Raw genomic sequence first — 21205 nt, 5'->3', positions numbered from 1 at the left:
GGTGCACTCGACAGGATTCGAACCTGTGACCGCTCGGTTCGTAGCCGAGTACTCTATCCAGCTGAGCTACGAGTGCAATTTGTGTTTGATAGACCAGACCACCCTGGTTGAAGCAAGTTGCTCGCATTACTGCAAACAACCCTTAAATGGTGCACTCGACAGGATTCGAACCTGTGACCGCTCGGTTCGTAGCCGAGTACTCTATCCAGCTGAGCTACGAGTGCATTTGTTGCCGCGCATTATAGGCCGTAGAATCTTTTTGTAAAGCACTTTTTCTAGTAATTTCAACAACTTACAGAACAAGCCAGATTACAACGTACTAAATAAATAATGGCGGAGAAGGGGGGATTCGAACCCCCGACACCCTTTTGAGGTGTACTCCCTTAGCAGGGGAGCGCCTTCGGCCACTCGGCCACCTCTCCGCAACACGGGGCGTATCTTAACCAACCTTTTCCCCGTTTGCAAACATAAAAAACGATAAAAATTAATGGCTTGGTTCTTCGTCCTTCTCTTTCTTTATACGCAGGTAAATTTCCTCACGGTGAACCGCTACCTCTTTGGGTGCGTTGACACCAATGCGCACTTGATTTCCTTTGACGCCGAGCACGGTCACAGTGATTTCGCCATCACCAATAATCAGGCTTTCTGCGCACCGACGAGTCAGAATCAGCATACCTTTCTCCTCACGCATTTCAGTTCAGGGACAACAGTCTGCAAAAAAAAGGCACTCGACCTACAACCAGAACGGTCGCAGCCCTGCATGCCTAAGTATTGACTAGCGCGAGCAAAAGAACAGTTTTCCGTCGCACCGATCAAAAAACGAAGGGCGCGGATAACCGCGCCCTTCGGGCAACGCGTCACTCGCCCTGTCGGGCCGCCGCGTCGAGTTCGAAAGCCGTGTGCAGAGCGCGCACAGCCAGTTCCAGGTACTTCTCTTCGATGACGACCGAAACCTTGATTTCCGACGTCGAGATCATCTGGATGTTGATGCTTTCTTTAGCCAGCGCTTCGAACATGCGGCTGGCGACACCTGCGTGAGAACGCATGCCCACACCGACGATCGACACCTTGGCAATCTTGGTATCACCCACCACTTCACGCGCACCGATTTCACGCGCGGTGTTTTCCAGGACCGACTGAGCCGCCTGGTAATCATTGCGGTGAACCGTGAAGGTGAAGTCGGTGGTGTTATCGTGCGCCACGTTCTGCACGATCATGTCGACTTCGATGTTCGCGGCGCTGATCGGGCCGAGAATTTTAAAGGCTACGCCCGGGGTGTCTGGCACACCACGGATGGTCAGCTTGGCTTCATCGCGGTTGAAGGCGATGCCGGAAATGATCGGCTGTTCCATGGATTCCTCTTCATCAATAGTAATGAGGGTACCCGGACCCTCCTTAAAGCTGTGCAGGACGCGCAGCGGAACGTTGTACTTGCCGGCAAACTCGACCGCACGGATCTGCAGCACCTTGGAACCGAGGCTGGCCATTTCCAGCATCTCTTCGAAGGTGATCTTGTCCAGGCGTTGAGCCGAAGACACAACTCGCGGGTCGGTGGTGTAGACGCCGTCCACGTCGGTGTAGATCTGGCACTCGTCAGCCTTCAAGGCTGCGGCCAGAGCCACGCCAGTGGTGTCGGAGCCGCCACGACCGAGGGTCGTGATGTTGCCGTGCTCATCGACGCCCTGGAAACCGGCGACCACAACCACGCGACCGGCCTTCAGATCACCGCGAATCTTCTGGTCATCAATCTGCAAGATGCGCGCTTTATTGTGCGCGCTATCGGTCAGAATCCGCACCTGATTACCGGTGTACGAAACCGCCGGCACGCCGCGCTTGATCAGCGCCATGGCCAGCAGTGCGATCGTCACCTGCTCACCGGTGGAGACAATCACATCCAGTTCACGGGGAACCGGTTGGTTGTCGCCACTGATTTGCCTGGCCAGATCGATCAGGCGATTGGTTTCGCCACTCATCGCGGACAGCACAACCACCAGGTCATCACCGGCTTCGCGGAATTTCTTAACCTTGTCAGCGACCTGCTCGATTCTCTCGACAGTGCCGACCGAGGTGCCTCCAAACTTCTGTACGATCAAAGCCATTTCAAAGCCGCCTCAGCCCATGAAGGGCCCCCATTAATCATTCAAACTACGCAGGTCCGAAGCCCGCCACTAGACGACGGGCCCGGCTTGGAGCCTTAGATACCCTGCTCTACAAACGGTACGGTCAGGGCCAGTGCGGCATCCAGCGCGCTGGCGTCGATACCGCCGCCTTGCGCCATGTCCGGACGACCGCCGCCCTTCCCGCCCACTGCCGCAGCGGCTTGCTTCATCAAATCACCGGCTTTGAGTTGGCCAGTCAGGTCTTTGGTCACGCCTGCAACCAGAACGACCTTTTCCTCATGCACACTGCCGAGCAGGATCACTGCGCGGCCGAGTTTGTTCTTCAACTGATCGACCAAGGCCAACAACGCCTTGCCATCCTGACCGTCCAGACGCACGGCCAGCACCTTCACACCCTTGACGTCCAACGCCTGCGCCGACAAGTCATCACCGGCAGCGCTCGCGGCCTTGGCCTGCAACTGCTCGAGCTGTTTCTCCAGCAGACGGTTGCGCTCAAGCACAGACAACAGTTTTTCGATCAGGTTGTCGCGACTGCCTTTGACCAGGCTCGCGGCTTCCTTGAGTTGTTCATCAGCGGCGTTCAGATACGCCAGCGCCGCAGCACCAGTGACCGCCTCAATACGACGAACGCCAGAGGCCACACCGCCTTCGCTGATGATTTTCAGCAGGCCGATGTCGCCCGTGCGATTGGCGTGGATACCGCCGCACAGCTCGACGGAGAAATCACCGCCCATGCTCAGCACGCGCACGCTGTCGCCGTATTTCTCGCCAAACAGCGCCATGGCGCCTTTTTGCTTGGCGGTTTCGATATCGGTTTCTTCGGTCTCGACCTCGGTGTTGCTACGCACTTCGTGGTTGACGATGTCTTCCAGGGCTTTCAACTGCTCTGGCTTGATCGCTTCGAAGTGGCTGAAGTCAAAGCGCAGGCGCTGACTGTCAACCAACGAACCTTTCTGCTGCACGTGCTCGCCCAGTACCTGGCGCAGAGCGGCGTGAAGCAAGTGCGTCGCGGAGTGGTTCAGCGAAGTGGCATGACGCACGTCTGCATCGACCTGAGCCTGCACCGGCGCACCGACGGTCAAGCTGCCCGAAGCCAACACACCGTGGTGCAGGAACGCGCCACCGGTCTTGGTGGTATCGCGCACATCGAAGCGCGCAACACCGGCCTGCGTGCTGGTCATCAAGAACCCGCAATCACCAATCTGGCCGCCCGACTCGGCGTAGAACGGCGTCTGGTCAAGAACCACCACGCCCTCTTCACCTTCGCTCAACACGTCGACCGATTGCCCGTCTTTATAGAGAGCCACAACGTTGGCCGAACCGCTGGTGGCTGTGTAGCCGGTGAACTCGGTGGCCACATCAACCTTGACCAGGCTGTTGTAGTCCATGCCGAACGAGCTGGCGGAACGCGCGCGCACGCGCTGGGCTTCCATCTCGCGCTCGAAACCTGCTTCATCGATCGTCAGGCTGCGCTCACGGGCGATGTCGCCAGTCAGGTCCATCGGGAAACCGTAGGTGTCGTACAACTTGAACACCACATCGCCCGGTACCACGTCGCCCTTGAGCTCGGCCAGATCCTGCTCGAGGATCTTCAGGCCCTGCTCCAGGGTCTTGGCAAACTGCTCTTCTTCAGCTTTCAGTACGCGCTCGATGTGCGCCTGGTTTTGCGTGAGTTCAGGGAACGCCTCGCCCATCTCGGCGACCAGTGCCGCAACGATCTGATAGAAGAAGCTGCCCTTGGCGCCCAGCTTGTTGCCGTGACGGCAAGCACGACGGATGATCCGGCGTAGCACGTAGCCGCGACCTTCGTTCGACGGCAGCACGCCATCAGCGATCAGGAAACCGCAGGAACGAATGTGGTCCGCGACCACTTTCAGCGAAGCCTGGCTGTCGTTGGTGCAACCAATGGCCTTGGCCGAAGCACTCAGCAGGCTTTGGAACAGGTCGATTTCATAGTTCGAGTGGACGTGCTGCAGCACGGCACTGATTCGCTCCAGGCCCATGCCGGTATCCACCGACGGCGCCGGCAGCGGGTGCAGCACGCCATCGGCAGTGCGGTTGAACTGCATGAACACGTTGTTCCAGATTTCGATGTAACGGTCGCCGTCTTCTTCCGGCGAACCCGGTGGGCCGCCCCAGATGTCGGCGCCGTGATCGTAGAAAATCTCGGTGCAAGGACCGCACGGGCCAGTGTCGCCCATGGTCCAGAAGTTGTCGGAAGCGTACGGCGCGCCTTTGTTGTCGCCGATACGGACCATACGCTCAGCCGGAACCCCGACTTCCTTGGTCCAGATGTCATAGGCTTCATCATCGCTGGCGTAGACCGTGACCCAGAGTTTGTCCTTGGGCAGGTTCAGGACAGAGGTCAGGAAGGTCCAGGCGAAGGTGATCGCATCACGCTTGAAGTAATCGCCGAAGCTGAAGTTACCCAGCATTTCAAAGAAGGTGTGGTGACGAGCGGTATAACCGACGTTTTCCAGGTCATTATGCTTGCCGCCGGCGCGTACGCACTTCTGGCTGCTGACAGCGCGGGTGTAGGCGCGCTTTTCCTGGCCCAGAAAGCAGTCCTTGAATTGGTTCATCCCCGCGTTAGTGAACAGCAGGGTTGGGTCGTTGCCCGGAATCAAAGAGCTGGAGGCTACACGGGTGTGGCCTTGCTCTTCGAAGAAGCGAAGGAAGGCTTCACGGATTTCTGCGCTTTTCATTAGGTTCTTCCACGGAGACTGCGGCCAAAGGCCTGTGCAAAACGTCAAAAGACGGAGCGACGGCAAAGGGCCGCATTATATCGGCGTTAGTGACCAGGTACAGTGTGTTTGTACGATACAGACAGTCAATTGGACGACCAACACCGTCAGTTGCGAGAAAATTCGATAAAAGTCGCTACAACCTGCTCGATCTGTGCGCGACTGACGTCCAGATGGGTGACCATCCGCAACCGCGGGGCCGCACTGAGTTTGATCCCACGCTCAGCGGCGAAGGCTTTCAGCGCTTCGGCTTTTTCACCCAGTTGAACATAAACCATATTGGTCTGCACCGGCTCCACCCCATAACCGGCGTCGAGCAAGCCCTCAGCCAGCAATCGGGCGTTGAGATGGTCATCGGCCAGACGCTGCACCTGATGATCCAGCGCATACAGCCCCGCCGCCGCGAGAATTCCGGCCTGGCGCATGCCGCCACCGACCATCTTGCGCAGCCGCCGTGCCTTTGCGATCAACTCGGCCGTGCCGCACAGCACTGAACCAATCGGCGCGCCGAGGCCCTTGGACAGGCAAACCGACACCGAATCGAAATGCTGAGTGATCTCCCGTGCGTCGACACCCAGTTTAACCGCTGCGTTGTACAACCGCGCGCCATCCAGATGCAGGGAGAGGCCATGTTCCTGGGTAAAACTGCGCGCTCGGGCCAGATACTCCAATGGCAGGACCTTGCCTTGCATGGTGTTTTCCAGGGCCAGCAAGCGGGTACGGGCGAAATGGAAGTCGTCCGGCTTGATCACCGCAGCCACCTGCGCCAGGTCCAGCGAGCCATCGGGCTGGACCTCCAGCGGCTGCGGCTGGATCGAACCCAGCACTGCCGCCCCGCCGCCTTCGTACTTATAAGTGTGCGCCTGCTGGCCGACGATATATTCGTCGCCGCGCTCACAATGGGCCATCAGCCCGAGCAGGTTGCTCATGGTGCCAGTGGGTACAAACAGCGCCTGAGCAAAGCCCAGACGTCTGGCGAGCTCGGCTTCAAGCCGGTTCACCGTGGGATCTTCGCCGTACACGTCATCACCGGTGACGGCCGTTGCCATTGCGTGGAGCATCCCGGCAGTCGGTTGGGTCACTGTGTCGCTACGAAGATCGATAACTCTCATGGAACAGGCCTCGGCAATGGGACGTGAACGTCGCGGCTAACTAAACGGGAAAATCCCTTTCGAATTCGATTACTGCGGTCGTCGCACTCGATAGTCAAGGCTTCGGGTAAGAAAAGCCTGCTCAAGCCAACGGAAAATTCGATTCGTATCATCAGAAAGCAGCGATGCGCTGTTCAGAAATATATGTTAAAAACTCTCCGCCGCCAGAAATCCTGGTGGCAACGTTCTCAGGGCGGGGTGTAACTCCCCACCGGCGGTAATTGCGCGCAATGCGCATAGCCCGCGAGCGCTTGGTGACACGAACAGCTTGGGCAGTGTGCGTCGGCAAGGTCAGCAGACCCGGTGTGATCCCGGGGCCGACGGTCATAGTCCGGATGAAGAGAGAACGGGATTGGCGCCAAAGGGCCGTCTCAAGGTATTCGTGCGTATACCTGCACGATTGACCGGAACGTACCCTTAAATCCCCTTCGATTCATAACGCCCTGTTTTTCACACAAACAGGAGTCAGAACAGATGCAACCCACCGCAATCGATAGCAAGAGCAAAAGCCACCACGGCGAGCGCGTCGCGTTTATCCAGGCCTGCTGGCACAAGGACATTGTCGATCAGAGCCGTAAAGGCTTCGTCGCCGAAATGCTCGTCCAGGGCTATCAGGAAAGTGATATCGATTTCTTCGAAGTCGGCGGCGCCTTTGAAATCCCGCTGCACGCCAAGCTACTGGCCAAGTCCGGCCGTTATGCCGGCATCGTCGCTGCCGGGCTGGTAGTGGACGGCGGGATCTACCGCCACGAGTTTGTCGCCCAGTCGGTGATCAGCGGCCTGATGCAGGTTCAGCTGGAAACCGAAGTGCCGGTATTTTCGGTCGTGCTCACCCCGCACCACTTCCATGCAGGCGAAGAACATCAGAAGTTCTTCTTTGAACACTTCCTGCATAAAGGCCAGGAAGCGGCAAAGACCTGTGCCGATACGTTGCACAAGACGCGTGTGTTGCGTCGTAGCGAGCAGCGTGCGGTAGCGGTTTAAGCGTCAAAAGCTTGATGACCGATCGTTCCCACGCAGAGCGTGGGAACGATCATTCAAGCGAGATCGTCGGCGGTGGTTGGCACTATCAGAATCCCTGCCCGCAACCCGTTTTTGACCTTCGGGTTAGGGAAAATGATCCGTGCGCCCTCTTCTTCGACGATCCAGCGCGTCTGGGCGATGTCCTCGGCCAGCAGATAACCCACTTCCAGCTCCGAGAAGTTCTCGATATCCGCCGGTAAGTTCAGGTGGAATGCATCGCTGTGCTTGATGATTTCCCGCGCCACGCTGAACAGCTGCAAGCCGTTCAACCCTTCGTCCGCCAACGACGGCTCGTTGCCTTCGATAATCTGCTTCAGACGGGTTTCCAGGCGTTCGACGTTAACCCCCTGGTTCTGCCCGAACGGCCGGGCCTTGCCCAACTCGAGGGTGAAGGATTCGGCACCGAGCTTGTCGTAGGTGTACGAACTGAAAACGATGGAGGGTTTGTTCTGCAACAGCACCGCTTCCATACCGGCGGCGCGCAAGCGAACCAGCTCCTGGCGTGAATGCTGGCGACCTTCCTTCCAGGGATACAGCGCGAATTGCTCGATCTTCGAGCCGCGGATCGCGGTGTGCAGATCGTAGTGCAAACGGCTGCGATCCGGCAGGTTGAAGAAGCTCGCTGCCAGACGCTCCAGCTCGCAAGCGCGCAAGGCTTCCGAACCACTCGTCAGTTCGTGACGGCCGTTGAACAGCCGGTTGACGTCCTGGTCGACAAAACGCTCGCCGTGACGCATGGCGTCGGGGTTGCCGAACAGGAACAGAATGCGTGCGCGTGGTTTCAACTCACCACGGGCGATTTCATGTAACAGACGGTCGAGCAGCTCGATTGGCGCTGTCTCGTTACCGTGGATACCGGCTGACAACAGCAGATCCAGGCCATTGTCGCGAGCCTCGGGCGGCCGGACTTCCAGCGCACCTTCGCTCAGCCAGCGCATCCGCACGCCTTCGACAGTCAGTTGAGTCTTCTCCGCCGGTTCGCGGCCGGCGAGGGTCAGTTCAAGCAGTTTGCCGAGGGCGAGCATAGAGCGATTTCCTTAATGGTCGTGTGCGCAATCCGGGCCGTGCACGTGGTCTTCGTCACCGATTTCGGCCGGTTCCATTTCCAGTTGCAGACTTACCAGATTAGTCGCCAATGGACGCAACAGCAGGTTGGCGTACTCAGCGTCGCCTTCTTCAACATCTACACCGATCAGCAACTGGCCGCGGCCGTCGTGCTGAATCCACAATTCCTTGCCTTGCCACATCACCGCAACGCGGGTGCAGGAGGTTTCCAGCTGAGTGCCGTCGGTGTCTTCAAGGATCAGCTGCAGGGTATCGCTCATTATTACGCTCTCATCTGGGATAAAGCTGCACGCCCGGCGCTGTTTGAGCCGGGCGTGGGCTTTCAATTGATCTGGAATGGATAAACCGCGCCCAGTTTAAGGATTTGCGTCAGTTCATCCAGTGCCGTCCGGCACTCAAGCAACAATTGCGGGTCCGCCAGATCAGTTTCACTCAGACGGTCGCGGTAGTGCTTGTCGACCCATTGGGTCAGCGTGCCGTACAACGGCGCGGTCATGATAACCCCTGGGTTGACCGCCGCCAGCTCGGTTTCATTCAGTGCGACGCGAAGACGCAGGCACGCCGGGCCGCCACCATTCTGCATGCTCTGCTTGAGATCGAAGACTTTCACTTCGCGGATCAGACCACCAGAACCGGTCAGGCCTTGCAGGTACTGCCAGACGCGGTCGTTGTTCTGGCACTCTTGCGGCACGATCAACAGCATCGAACCGTCGGCGCGCGACAGTAGCTGACTGTTGAACAGGTACGAACGCACGGCGTCTTCTACCGACACCTGGGAACGCGGCACGCAGATCGCTTTGAAATTGCCGCCGCGCTTGGCCAGCTTGGCTTGCAACTCAGCAAGCATTGGCTCGGTGTCGAGGAACGCATCCTCGTGATAGAACAGCACCTCGCCGTTGCCCACCGCGATCACGTCGTTATGGAACACGCCCTGATCGATCACCGACGGGTTCTGCTGGGCATAGACCACACCGTCATCGCTCAAGCCGTGCAGGCGCGCGACCGCTTGCGATGCTTCCAGGGTCTGGCGTGCCGGGTACTTTTGCGGGGCCGGGTAACGGGTGTCGAACGCACTGCGACCGAACACGAAGAACTCGACACCGGCCTCGCCGTATTCACGGCAGAAACGTGTGTGGTTGGCCGCGCCTTCGTCACCGAACTGCGCCACTGCCGGCAACGCGGCGTGATGGGCGAAGTGCTTCTGATCAGCAAACATTGCCCCCAGCACGCGGCTGGTGGTCGGGTGTTCGATGCTGCGGTGGTATTTGCAGTTGAGGTTGGCGGCGGTGAAATGCACGCGACCGTCTGCAGTATCGGCGCTCGGGCTGACCGTGGCGGCGTTGGCCACCCACATGCTCGAGGCCGAGCAGCTGGCGACCAGCAATGGCATTGCCTGCCTGGCGGCTTGCTCGATCACTTGAGCATCGCTGCCACTGAAACCCAGCTTACGCAGGCCGGCCACATCCGGGCGTTCTTGCGGAGCCAGGACGCCTTGTTGAAAGCCCAATTCCATCAGCGCTTTCATTTTCGCCAGGCCTTGCAGCGCCGCTTCCTTGGGATTGGAGGACTGCTGACTGTTGCTCTGGGACGCAACGTTGCCGTAGGACAGACCGCCATAGTTATGGGTCGGCCCCACTAGACCGTCGAAATTGACTTCATAGGATTTCATCAGCGAGGCTCCACGAATCTGTTGTTATAGGCATCTAGTTCAATACAGTGCGACCGCGTCGCGGCAATCGCGAGCAAGCTCGCTCCCACAAGGACGGCGTTGTACCTGTAGGAGCGAGCTTGCTCGCGATAAGACGCCAGAGGCGTCTTACGAAAGCTTCACGCCGGGCGTCAACGCCGTCGGCAGCGTCAGGCTCGGTGTTTCCAGCGAGGCTACCGGGTACGCGCAGTAATCCGCCGCGTAGTAAGCACTGGCGCGATGGTTGCCCGAGGCACCCACGCCACCGAACGGTGCGCTGCTCGCAGCCCCCGTCAGTTGCTTGTTCCAGTTGACGATACCGGCGCGGCTTTCCAGCCAGAACTGCTGATAACGCGCCTCGGAATCCGACAGCAAACCTGCCGCAAGACCGTATTGCGTGTCGTTGGCTTCAGCGATCGCAGCTTCAAAGTCAGCGTAGCGGATCACTTGCAGCAGCGGACCGAAGAGCTCTTCATCCGGACGCTCGCTGACCGCGGTCACATCGAGAATGCCCGGTGTCAGCAAGGCCGCCTGGGCCTGCGGTTGAGTCATTTCCAGCAGCGCCACGGCGCCGTTACCGAGCAAGTGCTCTTGAGCTTCCATCAGCGCACGGGCGGCACCAAGGGAAATCACCGAGCCCATGAACGGTGCCGGTTGCTGATCGAACGCGCCGACTTCAATCGTCGAGCTGACCGCCACCAGGCGCGCCAGCAGCGTGTCGCCCCAGGCGCCTTGCGGCACCAGCAAACGACGGGCGCAGGTGCAACGCTGACCGGCGGAAATGAAGGCCGACTGAATAATGGTGTAGACCGCAGCGTCGAGGTCAGCGACCTGATCGACCACCAGCGGGTTGTTGCCACCCATTTCCAGCGCCAGGATCTTGTCCGGGCGTCCGGAGAACTGTTGATGCAGGTGGTTGCCGGTGCGGCTGGAACCGGTGAAGAACAAGCCGTCGATACCCGGATTGGCCGCCAGGGCGATCCCGGTTTCGCGAGCGCCTTGCAGCAGGTTCAGCACGCCAGCCGGCAAACCGGCTTCGATCCAGCACTTGACCGTCAGCTCGGCGACTTTCGGGGTCAGCTCGCTTGGCTTGAACAACACACAGTTACCGGCCAGCAGTGCCGGAACAATATGCCCATTCGGCAGGTGACCCGGGAAGTTGTACGGGCCGAACACCGCGACCACACCATGTGGCTTGTGGCGCAATACGGCGGTGGCGTCGCCCAATGGGCCGCTCTTCTCGCCGGTACGCTCACGGTAGCTTTGCACCGAGATGGCGATCTTGTTGATCATGCTGGTGACTTCGGTGGCCGACTCCCACAGCGGTTTGCCGGTTTCTTCACCGATGCAGCGGGCCAGTTCGTCGGCGTGGTTTTTCAGGCTGGCGGCGAAGGCCTCCAGCACACCGATCCGATCTTCCAGCGAACGCTTGGCCCAGGCCGCAAACGCCTGGCGAGCCGACTGCACGGCAGACTCGACTTGCGCGGCGTTCGCGCCATTGCCGGACCACAAGACCTGCTGGGTTACCGGATTCAGCGACTCGAAGGCTTCGCCCTGACCTGCCAGCCATTCACCAGCGATGTAAAGCGTACTCATTATTTCGACTCCCGAGAAACTGGCTGGGCCGACAACGGCACAGCACGTACCTGATCGCCCGCATTGAGTTTAAGGCGTTTGGCAGTCAACTGATCGACCACCAGGGTGCCCGCCGCAAGACGTGCTGGAGCAGCAGTGATCCGGCAGTCTTCGCGTTTGCGGTTGTGAATCAAAAATGGCGTGGCGTCGTCACCCGGGGTGCCGATGGCCAGCACTAGCGCCTGGCTGTCGCGCACTGCACGGATCTTGCCGGTTTCGCATTCCACCGCCGGGCCGGCGTCGAAGATGTCGACGTAACCCTGATAGCTGAAGCCTTCGCTCTTGAGCATCGCCAGCGCCGGTTCGGTGTCAGGGTGAACCTGGCCGATCACATTGCGTGCGCCCTCGGAGAGGAAGCAGGTGTACAGCGGGAACTTTGGCATCAGCTCGGCGATGAACGCCTTATTGCCCACGCCGGTCAGGTAATCAGCCTGGCTGAATTCCATTTTGAAGAAGTGCCGGCCCAGGCTTTCCCAGAACGGCGAGCGCCCGGCGGCGTCGGACACACCGCGCATTTCGGCGATGATCTTGTTGCCGAACAGCTGCGGGAATTCGGCGATAAACAGCATCCGCGCCTTGGCCAGCATGCGGCCGTTGAGGCCACTGCGGTAATCGGCATGCAGGAACAACGAGCACAGCTCGGAGTTGCCGGTCAGGTCGTTGGCCAGGAACAGCGTCGGGATCTCGCGGTAGATATTCAGCTCCTGGGAAGCGCTGACGGTCAGACCGACCCGGAAGTTGTACCAGGGCTCGCGCAGGCCAACCGCACCGGCAATCGCGGAAATGCCCACGACGCGACCGTTGTCATCTTCGAGCACGAACAAATAGTCCGCGTCACCGCGTGACGCTTCGCCGCGAAAAGTCTTTTCCGCCCAACCGACCCGATGCGCCAGGCGCTCTTCGTTGGCCGGCAAGGTGGTCAGGCCGGTGCCAGTGCTGCGGGCAAGTTCAATCAGAGCGGGTAAATCGCTGCTGCGTACGGGACGAACGATCATGCTATCTCCTCAAACAGGTGGCGTGTGGCGCCACCCGCGAAACTCACTGCTTTCCAGGATTCTTTCCAGGCACTCTTTATCGGCATGGCAGCAGGCGTTAAACCGCCACCAGGCGCACGCTGGCACCTTCGCCGACGCCCAGGGCTTCGGCCGTTTCAAGATCCAGGGTCACCGGTTTGCCCGGCGCGTAGTCCAGTTCCAGCATTACCGCTCGGTAATCCTGCAGTTGTGCGTTGGATACCAGGTACTGACGCCCGCCACCCTTGGCGACTTCACCGATTTTCACCGGTACTACACGGCTCTGAGCGATCGAACGAATCCCGGAAACACGGGCATGCAAGGTCGGACCACCATCGAAGATGTCGATGTAGTGATCGGTCTCGAAGCCTTCGCGCATCAGAATGTCGAAGGTGATCTGCGCTCGCGGATGCACCTGACCCATCGCTTCTTGAGCGGCATCGGGCAGCAGCGGCACGTAGATCGGGTAATGCGGCATCAGTTCAGCGAGGAAGGTCCGGCTTTTCAGCCCGCACAGACGCTCGGCGGCAGCATAGTTAAGGTCGAAGAAGTTACGGCCGATGGCGTCCCAGAACGGCGAATCGCCATTCTCGTCGCTGTAACCGACGATCTCGGTCACGACCGAATCAGCGAAACGTTCCGGGTGGCTGGCGACAAACAGTAGACGACCACGGGAGTTGAGCTCCGACCACGGCGAACCCACCAGCTCCGGGACCACATAGAAGCTGGTCAGCAGGCTGTTGCCAGTCAGGTCATGGCACTGGGAAAGCACATGAATCTTGTTATGAATCTTCAGTTCACGGGAGGCGTGAACGAAGGTTTCATTACGGAAACTGTAGAACGGCTCGGAGTAACCGGCCGAAGCAACGATCGCCGAGCAGCCGACCAGTTTGCCGGTGGTCGTGTCTTCGAGAACGAAGAAGTAGCTCTCTTCACCGTTGAAGCTGACTTCGGCGGCGAACGAAGCTTCGGACGCGGCGATCTTGTCGCTCAGGCGTTCGATATCATCCGGCAGGGACGTGACACCAATCGGGCTGTCCGCAGCCAGACGCTGTACCTCGCCCAGATCAGCCATTTGCGCGGGGCGCATCACCAGCATGGTGTCACTCCTTACTGAAAAAACAGGTCGGCAAAAGTGCCAACTCGGGGAAAAAAATGCCGGGCAGGCCCGGCACAGGAATTTGGCTCAACGCCTACTACAAGAATAGGCGTTGAGGGAGTACCACGGCCTGAATCAGGCTTGAGTCAGTTTTGCCACGGCGCGCTCAAAACGCTCCAGGCCCTGCTCGATATCGGCATCTTCAACCACCAGGCTTGGCGCGAAACGAATCACGTCCGGGCCGGCCTGCAGAATCATCAAGCCTTCACGCTCTGCTGCGTTGAACACGTCTTTGGCCTTGCCTTTCCAGGCGTCGCTCAGCACGCAGCCGATCAACAGACCCAGACCACGAACCTCAGTGAACAGGCCGTATTGCTTGCCGATCTGCTGCAGACGGGTCTTGAACTTGTCGTGCCTGGCTTTGACGCCGTTCAGCACTTCTGGCGTGTTGATCACGTCGATCACCGCTTCCGCCACAGCGCAAGCCAACGGGTTGCCGCCGTAAGTGGTGCCGTGAGTACCGACCACCAGGTGCTTGGCCAGTTCTTCGGTGGTCAGCATTGCCGCGATCGGGAAACCGCCGCCCAGGCTCTTGGCGCTGGTCAGGATGTCCGGGGTCACGCCGTAATGCATGTAGGCGAACAGCTCACCGGTGCGGCCCATGCCGGTTTGCACTTCGTCGAACACCAACAGCGCGTTGTGCTCATTGCACAGCTCGCGAGCGCCCTGCAGATAAGCCAGCTCGGCCGGCAATACGCCGCCCTCGCCCTGAACCGGTTCCAGCACTACGGCGCAGGTCTTGTCGGAGATCGCGGCTTTCAGCGCTGCCAGATCGTTGAACGGCACGTGAGTGATGCCAACGATCTTCGGGCCGAAGCCGTCGGAGTACTTCGACTGACCGCCCACGTTCACGGTGAACAGCGTACGACCGTGGAAGCTGTTCAGCGCGGCAATGATTTCGTATTTTTCCGGGCCGAAACGGTCGTGAGCAACACGACGGGCCAGCTTGAAGGCGGCCTCGTTGGCTTCGGCGCCGGAGTTGCAGAGGAACACGCGCTCGGCAAAGGTGGCGTCGATCAGCTTATGGGCCAGGCGCAAGGCCGGCTCATTGGTGAACACGTTGGATACGTGCCACAGCTTGTTCGCCTGTTCAGTCAAGGCACCGACCAGCGCCGGGTGCGCATGGCCCAATACGTTAACCGCGATTCCACCACCGAAATCGATCAGCTCACGACCCGACTGATCCCAGACTCGGGAGCCGGCACCGCGCACAGGAATGAAAGCAGCAGGCGCGTAGTTGGGAACCATTACCTGGTCGAAATCGGCGCGTTGCACCGGAGCATGCTCAACGGACATCGGAGTCTCCTGAAGAGGAACACCCGCCTGAAACTGGCGAGCGATGGGGGGATTGTAAGGACAGTTTTCAGCTTGGCCTTGCCGCCAAGCGACAACTTCTTATAGCGCCAAACCCGGTTTTAGTCGGGTTTATGGCAATGCGACAAATAGCGTCGCAAAGGCGCAGTTTAAACTGCTGGCGGGGATTTGCGGCTGGGTTGGGGAATTTGATTTGCGCAGTGGTTCAGAGGTGCGGCGCAAGTGATGGCCTCATCGCGAGCAAGCTCGGCTCCTACAAGAGTCCCGCAATATCTGTATGAGCTGAGCTTGCTCGCGATAGCTATATCAAAGACACAACAGAGCTTGAAACTCAGCCGCGCTCTGAAGGCACCGACGACAATTCGAACGGGCTGCTGCTGCGGCGCTGGTTGCGGTCTTCGCGCGGGGTGGCGCCGAAGAAGTTGCGGTAGGCGCTGGAGAAGTGCGGCCCCGAGGAGAAGCCACAGGACAAACCGATCTGGATGATCGATTTGCTGGTCTGCATCAACATCTGCCGGGCCTTGTTCAGGCGCAGTTCCAGGTAATACTGGCTCGGCACGCGGTTGAGGTACTGCTTGAAGATCCGCTCCAGCTGTCGACGGGACACGCACACGTGCTGCGCAATTTCGTCGGTGGTCAGCGGCTCTTCGATGTTTGCCTCCATCAGCAACACCGCCTGCGTGAGCTTCGGATGGCTGGAACCGAGGCGGTTCTGCAATGGAATGCGCTGACGCTCGCCGCCTTCGCGAATCCGCTCCACCACCAACTCTTCAGACACGGCGCCCGCCAACTCGGCGCCGTGATCGCGAGCCAACACGGCCAGCAGCAGATCCAGCACCGACATCCCGCCGCAAGCGGTCAAGCGATCGCGATCCCAGTCGAACAGATGGCTGGTGGCGATGACTTTCGGATAACGCTCGGCAAAATCATCCTGCCAGCGCCAGTGCACGGCGGCGCGGTAACCATCGAGCAGGCCCAGTTGCGCCAGCGGGTAGACACCGGCGGACAAACCACCGATCACACACCCTGCGCGCACCAGTTGCTTGAGTGCACTGTTGAGCGCCGGCGCAAGCGAAGTCGGCGGTTCATCCGCCAGCAGAAAAAGCTTCTGAAAACCTTCGAGCTTCCCGACCCAAGGCTCACCCGGCAATTGCCAGGCCCCTTCGGCTGGCACTTCGGCCTGCAGAAACGAGAGTTCGTAAACAACATCCGGATGCACGCGCTGAGCAACACGCAAGGCCTCCTCAGCCAGCGCCAGCGTCAAGGCTTTAGTGCTGGGCCAAATCAGGAAACCAATTCGATGGGCAGTCATGGCGTGCAATCCGAAACGAAAACAGTGTTAAAAGCCGAAGGCGGCAGCAACCAAATTAGACCATCCGGCGCGCGGTGCGCAGCATGACCTAATTCGGTGCACAACGGGAGCGTTAAACGGTATTACTTCAAGCTGCCCGACAGGAACTGCTGCAAACGTTCGGATTGCGGATTAACCAGCACTTCACGCGGATTGCCGCATTCTTCCACCAGACCTTTGTGCAGGAACACCAACTGGTTCGACACTTCGCGAGCGAAGCCCATTTCGTGAGTCACCACCACCATGGTCCGACCTTCCTGAGCCAGGGATTGCATCACCTTGAGCACGTCGCCCACCAGCTCCGGGTCCAGCGCCGAAGTCGGTTCGTCGAACAGCATGACTTCCGGCTCCATCGCCAGCGCGCGGGCAATCGCTACACGCTGCTGCTCACCACCGGACATGTGGCCCGGGTATGCGTCCTTACGATGGGAAACGCCGACCTTGGCCAAGTAATGCTCAGCTTTTTCCCGGGCCTCCACCTTGGACATACCGAGCACATGCACCGGCGCTTCCATGATGTTTTCCATCGCGGTCATGTGCGACCACAGGTTGAAATGCTGGAACACCATCGACAGTCGCGAACGCATGCGCTGCAGCTGTTTCGGATCGGCAGCCTTCAGCGCGCCGTCCTTGTTCGATACCAGCTTCAACTCTTCGTTGTTCAGCAGAATCTTGCCTGCGTGAGGCTGCTCGAGCAGGTTGATGCAGCGCAGGAAAGTACTTTTGCCGGAGCCACTGGAGCCGATGATGCTGATCACATCACCAGCCTGAGCTGCCAGGGACACGCCCTTGAGCACTTCGTGACTGCCATAGCGTTTATGCAGGTCTTGGACTTCAAGCTTGTACATGCGGTCGGTTCTCACAAAAACAGTCAGTCAGTCGTTAAGCAAGCGCCCGTGACGCAGCGCTTCGCGCCCCGCCACCTTGGCCAGCCAGAAACCGGGTTGGGCGTAACGTAGCCGTTCAATGGCAAACAACACACCAGCCGTACCAGCACACACGGTGCTGACCCGATCGGATAAAGGATCAATCACTTCAAAAACCGGCTCGCCCGCTTCGACCCAGCTACCCACCGGGAGGAGAAAGCTCACCACGCCAGGATGCGGCGCAAACAGCAACTCAGTGCCTTCGAACGGCATGGCTTCGCATGCTTGCTGCTGCGGGGCCGGCCAAACACCGGTAATCAAGCCTTGCTCGGCAAGGAACGCCAGAATGCCTTCGGCGTGAGCCTCGGCTTGCGGGCGACCGGTATCGGCCTGACCACCCAACTCGAGGGTCGTCGCCAGACAGGCCAATGGGATCTGCGCCTGTGGAAACAGTCGAGACAGGCGCAGCCACGGCAGCGAACAGGCTTCGTCGAAGGAGCTGCCGCCGGAGTCTTCCGCCAGCAGACCGACCCGCACATTCAAATGCGCAGCCAACGAGCGCCAATGCGGCCAGTGTTGTGGCAAGGCGTACATGTGCAGCGCGGCCTCGGCATCGCAATGCAGATCGAGCACCACATCCGCCGTGCAGGCATGGCTGAGCAACACTCGCTGCATACCTTGCAACTGACTGGCCGCCGGAGGCAGTGCCGCCAGCACATCGACCATGGCCAACCGGATCAGTTTGATATTGGCGTGCGGATCATCACCCAGGCACCCTTGCAGCTGTGCAGCCACCGGCTCGCTCAGCTCGAAGAAATCCCGATTGAAGTTCTTGCCACTGCCAAACTCGAAACGCCCTTGATGGCTACCCTGCAACAGTTGACCAAGGCCCAGCGGGTTCGCCACCGGTACCAGCTCGATCACACCATTCAATGCGCCCTGGGCTTCGAGCTCGGCCAGGCGCTTTTTCAGCTCCCAGGCGGTGCGCATCCCCGGCAGTTCGTCAGCGTGCAGGCTGGCCTGGATATAGGCCTTGCGCTCGCCGCTGCCGAAGCGAAACACCGACACATGGCGTTCGCTGCCCAAGTGGCTCCATGGCAATGGATGATCGATACGTTCCATGATCAGGCCTTGCGCGGGGCCAGGTAGCCCAGCCAGCGGCGCTCAGCCTGCTTGAACAGGCGCACCAGGATGAACGTCATGCACAGGTAGAACACGCCTGCGGTGATATAGGCTTCGAACGGCAAGTAGTACTGAGCGTTGACTGTGCGCGCGGCACCGGTGATATCGATCAGGGTCACGATGGAGGCCAGACTGGTGGTCTGCAGCATCATGATCACTTCGTTGCTGTACTGTGGCAGCGCCCGGCGCAGGGCCGACGGCAGCAGGATGCGGCGATACAATTTGTAGCGTGACATTCCCATGGCCTTGGCCGCTTCGATCTCGCCATTGGGTGTAGCGCGCAGGCTACCGGCAATGATTTCGGCGGTGTAAGCACTGGTATTGACGGCAAAGGCCAGGCAAGCGCAGAACGTCGCGCTCGACAGCCACGGCCAAAGGAAGCTCTCACGCACCACTTCAAATTGCGCCAGACCGTAGTAGATCAAGAACAGCTGCACCAACATCGGCGTGCCGCGGATCACATAGGTGTAGAGCCAGGCGGTCATGTTCACCACCGGCTGCCTGGAGACGCGCATCAAACCCAGCGGCAAGGCGGCCAGCAGACCGAACAGCAGCGACAGTGCGAGCAATTTCAGGGTAGTCAGCAAACCGCCGAAATACAGCGGCAGAGCCTCCCAAATGACGTTGTAGTCGAAGATCATAGATCAGCCGCCCTTACGCCTACCGAGTAGCGCTTCTCAAGGTGACGCAATGCCAGCAACGAGATACTGGTGATCACCAGGTACATCGCCGCCACTGCGAGGAAGAAGGTGAAAGGCTCGCGGGTGGCATCTGCCGCCTGCTTGGCCTTGAACATCATGTCTTGCAGACCCACCACTGAAATCAGCGCGGTAGCCTTGGTCAACACCAGCCAGTTATTGGTGAAACCAGGAATCGCCAGGCGAATCATCTGAGGCACCAATACCCGGAAAAACACCTGAAAACTGCTCATGCCATACGCCATGCCAGCTTCTGCCTGCCCCTTCGAGATCGCCATGAAGGCTCCACGGAAGGTTTCCGACAGGTACGCACCGAAGATGAAACCCAGGGTGCCGATACCGGCAGCCAGCGGGTTCAAGTCAATGTAATCGTTGAAGCCGAGCAGCGGCGCAACGCGATTGAGCAGGTCCTGACCGCCGTAGAAAATCAGCAGGATGAGTACCAGATCGGGAATCCCGCGGATCACCGTGGAATACAGATCGCCCAGCCAGGCCAGCCAGCGTACCGGCGACAGGCGCAACGCGACCCCGATCAGACCCAGAACAATGGCCAAGGCCATGGACGACAAGGCGAGCTCAAGCGTCAGCCATGCGCCATCGAGGATGACAGCCCCGTAGCCTTTCAACATGATTCAGGTCCTCGAAAGTAGGGATGAAAAAATGGCGCAAACCTCAGAGATCCTGTTGCTTGCGCCATTTCGGACTTACCGCTGCGACCTATTTACTTGCCGTAAATGTCGAAGGCGAAGTACTTGTCCTGGATTTGCTTGTACTTGCCGTTCGCGCGAATGGCAGCAATGGCAGTGTTGATCTTGTCCAGTTCAGCCTTGTCGCCTTTACGTACCGCGATGCCTACGCCGTCGCCAAAGTATTTGACGTCGGTGAACGCCGGGCCAACGAAGGCGAAGCCTTTGCCAGCGTCGGTTTTCAGGAAGCCGTCATCCAACAGGGTAGCGTCTGCCACGGTGCCGTCGAGGCGACCGGCAGCCACGTCCAGGTAGATTTCGTTCTGCGAGCCATATGGCTTGACTTCCGCACCCAGCGGCTTCAGGACTTCTTCGGCGAAACGGTTGTGGATCGAACCGCGTTGCACGCCGATTTTCTTGCCCTTGAGCTCGGCCAGGTTGTCGCCGACCTGAGTACCGGCCTTCATGACCAGACGTGCCGGGGTGTTGTAGTACTTGTTGGTGAAGTCCACGGACTTCTTGCGATCGTCAGTGATCGACATGGACGACAGGATCGCGTCGATCTTGCGCACTTTGAGCGCCGGGATCAGACCGTCGAACTCCTGCTCGACCCAGACGCACTTGACCTTCATCTCTTCGCACAGCGCGTTGCCGATGTCGTAGTCGAAACCAACGATGCTGCCGTCTGGCGCTTTCGATGCGAACGGAGGGTAAGCCGCCTCGATACCAATTTTCAGAGGCTTTTCATCAGCGAATGTCGGCAGGGACAGCACGGACAGTGCCAGGGCGCCAAGAAGCACGAGTTTCTTCATCGTAGGACTCCATCGGTAAAGGGCGAAAACGGCAGAGTGAGCGACAGCCCAATATGCGAATGGGTGAAACCTGAAAGCGATGCTGCGTCCCAGAATCCTTGCGTTGAAATCAACACAAGCAACGACGAGCGAGTGATCGGCATTCTAACGACAGGCCCGAAGCCGATATTTCTTCAATGCGACAACAATTTACAGAAGCACTGAGAAAGCCGGTCAAGCACATTGACAGCTCTGCAAGTTTATGCAGAAGCAAAAGAAAGGCAAACGATCTATGTAGCAAATAACGGGCCCATTATTCGCAAACCCTTCTATTCCGGCAAGCGTAGCGTTCTATCTTATTTTCCGTGCGGGTTGAAGCGGCCCAAAACAAGGCTTTACGTTTCGCTTTGCCCCGAAATCGGTCGCGGGGTTACACATTTGGTTACTTGACCGAGAATGGGTAACAACAGGAGGGTTCCTACCGGAAAAACCGATAATTATTGGTACATTGATCGCTCCCACGCTCTGCGTGGGAATGCCGCCCCGGACGCTCTGCGTCCGCTGTAGAGGTGACGCAGAGCGTCACCGGATGCATTCCCACGCGGGAGCGTGGGAACGATCAACCCCGGCTCACAAAAAAGCCCCACCCGGTTCAACACCGAATGGGGCTCGATGACGCTGAACTCGCCTTAGGCGACGTTCATGGTCTTGATCGTTCCC

18 protein-coding genes, 3 tRNA genes and 1 riboswitch are annotated in these 21205 nt (G+C 59.0%); of the genes, 1 reads left to right on the top strand and 20 read right to left on the bottom strand.

Features of this window, described 5'->3' with window-relative positions; genetic code table 11:
• Positions 1-2: 2 nt before the first annotated feature.
• From AC07O1_RS20535 to ltaE, 7 genes are all read right to left on the bottom strand, one after another.
• A tRNA-Arg gene (locus tag AC07O1_RS20535) sits at positions 3-76 on the bottom strand.
• Between the two features lie 71 nt (positions 77-147).
• Positions 148-224, bottom strand: a tRNA-Arg gene (locus tag AC07O1_RS20530).
• Positions 225-331: 107 nt separating this feature from the next.
• Positions 332-422: transfer RNA gene (locus AC07O1_RS20525), tRNA-Ser, on the bottom strand.
• 62 nt (positions 423-484) lie between these two features.
• Positions 485-673: a carbon storage regulator CsrA gene (gene csrA / locus AC07O1_RS20520; protein WP_002554426.1), complete on the bottom strand. Its 189-nt coding sequence runs from the start codon at positions 671-673 to the stop codon at positions 485-487.
• Positions 674-857: 184 nt separating this feature from the next.
• Positions 858-2099, bottom strand: a complete 1242-nt coding sequence (locus tag AC07O1_RS20515) for an aspartate kinase (RefSeq protein ID WP_494992740.1) — start codon at positions 2097-2099, stop codon at positions 858-860.
• A gap of 95 nt (positions 2100-2194) precedes the next feature.
• Complete coding sequence (gene alaS, locus AC07O1_RS20510) at positions 2195-4825, bottom strand: alanine--tRNA ligase (RefSeq protein ID WP_495089937.1); 2631 nt, start codon at positions 4823-4825, stop codon at positions 2195-2197.
• Positions 4826-4971: 146 nt separating this feature from the next.
• A complete protein-coding gene (ltaE, locus tag AC07O1_RS20505) occupies positions 4972-5976 on the bottom strand; it encodes a low-specificity L-threonine aldolase (protein ID WP_495089936.1) in 1005 nt (334 codons plus the stop codon).
• Positions 5977-6195: 219 nt separating this feature from the next.
• Positions 6196-6367, top strand: a riboswitch (FMN riboswitch).
• A 122-nt stretch (positions 6368-6489) separates the two neighbouring features.
• Here ltaE and AC07O1_RS20500 point away from each other — a divergent pair.
• A complete protein-coding gene (locus AC07O1_RS20500; protein ID WP_494992737.1) occupies positions 6490-6999 on the top strand; it encodes a 6,7-dimethyl-8-ribityllumazine synthase in 510 nt (169 codons plus the stop codon).
• A 53-nt stretch (positions 7000-7052) separates the two neighbouring features.
• On the opposite strand, the gene astE is transcribed toward AC07O1_RS20500, so the two are convergent.
• The 13 genes from astE to AC07O1_RS20435 all read right to left on the bottom strand — a co-directional run bounded on the left by astE (position 7053) and on the right by AC07O1_RS20435 (position 20506).
• Positions 7053-8063, bottom strand: a complete 1011-nt coding sequence (gene astE, locus AC07O1_RS20495; RefSeq protein ID WP_494992736.1) for a succinylglutamate desuccinylase — start codon at positions 8061-8063, stop codon at positions 7053-7055.
• 12 nt (positions 8064-8075) lie between these two features.
• The gene (locus AC07O1_RS20490) at positions 8076-8363 is read right to left on the bottom strand and encodes a hypothetical protein (RefSeq protein WP_007943895.1); all 288 of its coding nucleotides are present in this window, start codon (positions 8361-8363) and stop codon (positions 8076-8078) included.
• A gap of 62 nt (positions 8364-8425) precedes the next feature.
• Positions 8426-9772: an N-succinylarginine dihydrolase gene (gene astB, locus AC07O1_RS20485; protein ID WP_495089935.1), complete on the bottom strand. Its 1347-nt coding sequence runs from the start codon at positions 9770-9772 to the stop codon at positions 8426-8428.
• Between the two features lie 147 nt (positions 9773-9919).
• Positions 9920-11389 (bottom strand): succinylglutamate-semialdehyde dehydrogenase, encoded by a 1470-nt coding sequence (gene astD / locus AC07O1_RS20480; protein ID WP_494992782.1) that lies wholly within the window; start codon positions 11387-11389, stop codon positions 9920-9922.
• Positions 11386-12420: an arginine N-succinyltransferase gene (gene astA / locus AC07O1_RS20475; protein WP_494992734.1), complete on the bottom strand. Its 1035-nt coding sequence runs from the start codon at positions 12418-12420 to the stop codon at positions 11386-11388. The genes astD and astA overlap by 4 nt, the downstream gene beginning before the upstream one ends.
• A gap of 97 nt (positions 12421-12517) precedes the next feature.
• Positions 12518-13537, bottom strand: a complete 1020-nt coding sequence (gene aruF / locus AC07O1_RS20470; protein ID WP_494992733.1) for an arginine/ornithine succinyltransferase subunit alpha — start codon at positions 13535-13537, stop codon at positions 12518-12520.
• Positions 13538-13672: 135 nt separating this feature from the next.
• Positions 13673-14893: an aspartate aminotransferase family protein gene (locus AC07O1_RS20465; RefSeq protein WP_495089934.1), complete on the bottom strand. Its 1221-nt coding sequence runs from the start codon at positions 14891-14893 to the stop codon at positions 13673-13675.
• A 349-nt stretch (positions 14894-15242) separates the two neighbouring features.
• Positions 15243-16223, bottom strand: coding sequence for a transcriptional regulator ArgR (gene argR / locus AC07O1_RS20460; RefSeq protein ID WP_494992731.1), 981 nt, complete (start codon positions 16221-16223; stop codon positions 15243-15245).
• A 122-nt stretch (positions 16224-16345) separates the two neighbouring features.
• Positions 16346-17110, bottom strand: coding sequence for an ABC transporter ATP-binding protein (locus AC07O1_RS20455; protein ID WP_494992730.1), 765 nt, complete (start codon positions 17108-17110; stop codon positions 16346-16348).
• Between the two features lie 27 nt (positions 17111-17137).
• Complete coding sequence (locus AC07O1_RS20450) at positions 17138-18250, bottom strand: succinylglutamate desuccinylase/aspartoacylase family protein (RefSeq protein ID WP_495089933.1); 1113 nt, start codon at positions 18248-18250, stop codon at positions 17138-17140.
• A 2-nt stretch (positions 18251-18252) separates the two neighbouring features.
• Positions 18253-18951 carry an ABC transporter permease gene (locus AC07O1_RS20445; RefSeq protein ID WP_494992728.1) on the bottom strand — a complete coding sequence of 233 codons (699 nt, stop codon included), beginning with the start codon at positions 18949-18951 and terminating at the stop codon, positions 18253-18255.
• Complete coding sequence (locus AC07O1_RS20440) at positions 18948-19637, bottom strand: ABC transporter permease (protein ID WP_494992727.1); 690 nt, start codon at positions 19635-19637, stop codon at positions 18948-18950. Before AC07O1_RS20440 ends, AC07O1_RS20445 begins: the two co-directional genes overlap by 4 nt.
• 92 nt (positions 19638-19729) lie before the next feature.
• The gene (locus tag AC07O1_RS20435; RefSeq protein WP_494992726.1) at positions 19730-20506 is read right to left on the bottom strand and encodes an ABC transporter substrate-binding protein; all 777 of its coding nucleotides are present in this window, start codon (positions 20504-20506) and stop codon (positions 19730-19732) included.
• Positions 20507-21205 lie beyond the last annotated feature (699 nt).

This window comes from Pseudomonas sp. GW821-FHT07G10, from assembly GCF_059418545.1.
This window is presented reverse-complemented; position numbering and strand designations above follow the sequence as displayed.

Bases quoted from the DNA above. Each gene is read 5' to 3' on its own strand.
- alaS (WP_495089937.1), bottom strand. From the start codon at position 4,825: ATGAAAAGCGCAGAAATCCGTGAAGCCTTCCTTCGCTTCTTCGAAGAG.
- argR (WP_494992731.1), bottom strand. From the start codon at position 16,223: ATGACTGCCCATCGAATTGGTTTCCTGATTTGGCCCAGCACTAAAGCC.
- AC07O1_RS20490 (WP_007943895.1), bottom strand. From the start codon at position 8,363: ATGAGCGATACCCTGCAGCTGATCCTTGAAGACACCGACGGCACTCAG.
- AC07O1_RS20440 (WP_494992727.1), bottom strand. From the start codon at position 19,637: ATGTTGAAAGGCTACGGGGCTGTCATCCTCGATGGCGCATGGCTGACG.
- AC07O1_RS20450 (WP_495089933.1), bottom strand. From the start codon at position 18,250: ATGGAACGTATCGATCATCCATTGCCATGGAGCCACTTGGGCAGCGAA.
- AC07O1_RS20515 (WP_494992740.1), bottom strand. From the start codon at position 2,099: ATGGCTTTGATCGTACAGAAGTTTGGAGGCACCTCGGTCGGCACTGTC.
- AC07O1_RS20455 (WP_494992730.1), bottom strand. From the start codon at position 17,110: ATGTACAAGCTTGAAGTCCAAGACCTGCATAAACGCTATGGCAGTCAC.
- astA (WP_494992734.1), bottom strand. From the start codon at position 12,420: ATGATCGTTCGTCCCGTACGCAGCAGCGATTTACCCGCTCTGATTGAA.
- astB (WP_495089935.1), bottom strand. From the start codon at position 9,772: ATGAAATCCTATGAAGTCAATTTCGACGGTCTAGTGGGGCCGACCCAT.
- astE (WP_494992736.1), bottom strand. From the start codon at position 8,063: ATGCTCGCCCTCGGCAAACTGCTTGAACTGACCCTCGCCGGCCGCGAA.
- aruF (WP_494992733.1), bottom strand. From the start codon at position 13,537: ATGCTGGTGATGCGCCCCGCGCAAATGGCTGATCTGGGCGAGGTACAG.
- ltaE (WP_495089936.1), bottom strand. From the start codon at position 5,976: ATGAGAGTTATCGATCTTCGTAGCGACACAGTGACCCAACCGACTGCC.
- AC07O1_RS20445 (WP_494992728.1), bottom strand. From the start codon at position 18,951: ATGATCTTCGACTACAACGTCATTTGGGAGGCTCTGCCGCTGTATTTC.
- AC07O1_RS20500 (WP_494992737.1), top strand. From the start codon at position 6,490: ATGCAACCCACCGCAATCGATAGCAAGAGCAAAAGCCACCACGGCGAG.
- AC07O1_RS20465 (WP_495089934.1), bottom strand. From the start codon at position 14,893: ATGTCCGTTGAGCATGCTCCGGTGCAACGCGCCGATTTCGACCAGGTA.
- csrA (WP_002554426.1), bottom strand. From the start codon at position 673: ATGCTGATTCTGACTCGTCGGTGCGCAGAAAGCCTGATTATTGGTGAT.
- AC07O1_RS20435 (WP_494992726.1), bottom strand. From the start codon at position 20,506: ATGAAGAAACTCGTGCTTCTTGGCGCCCTGGCACTGTCCGTGCTGTCC.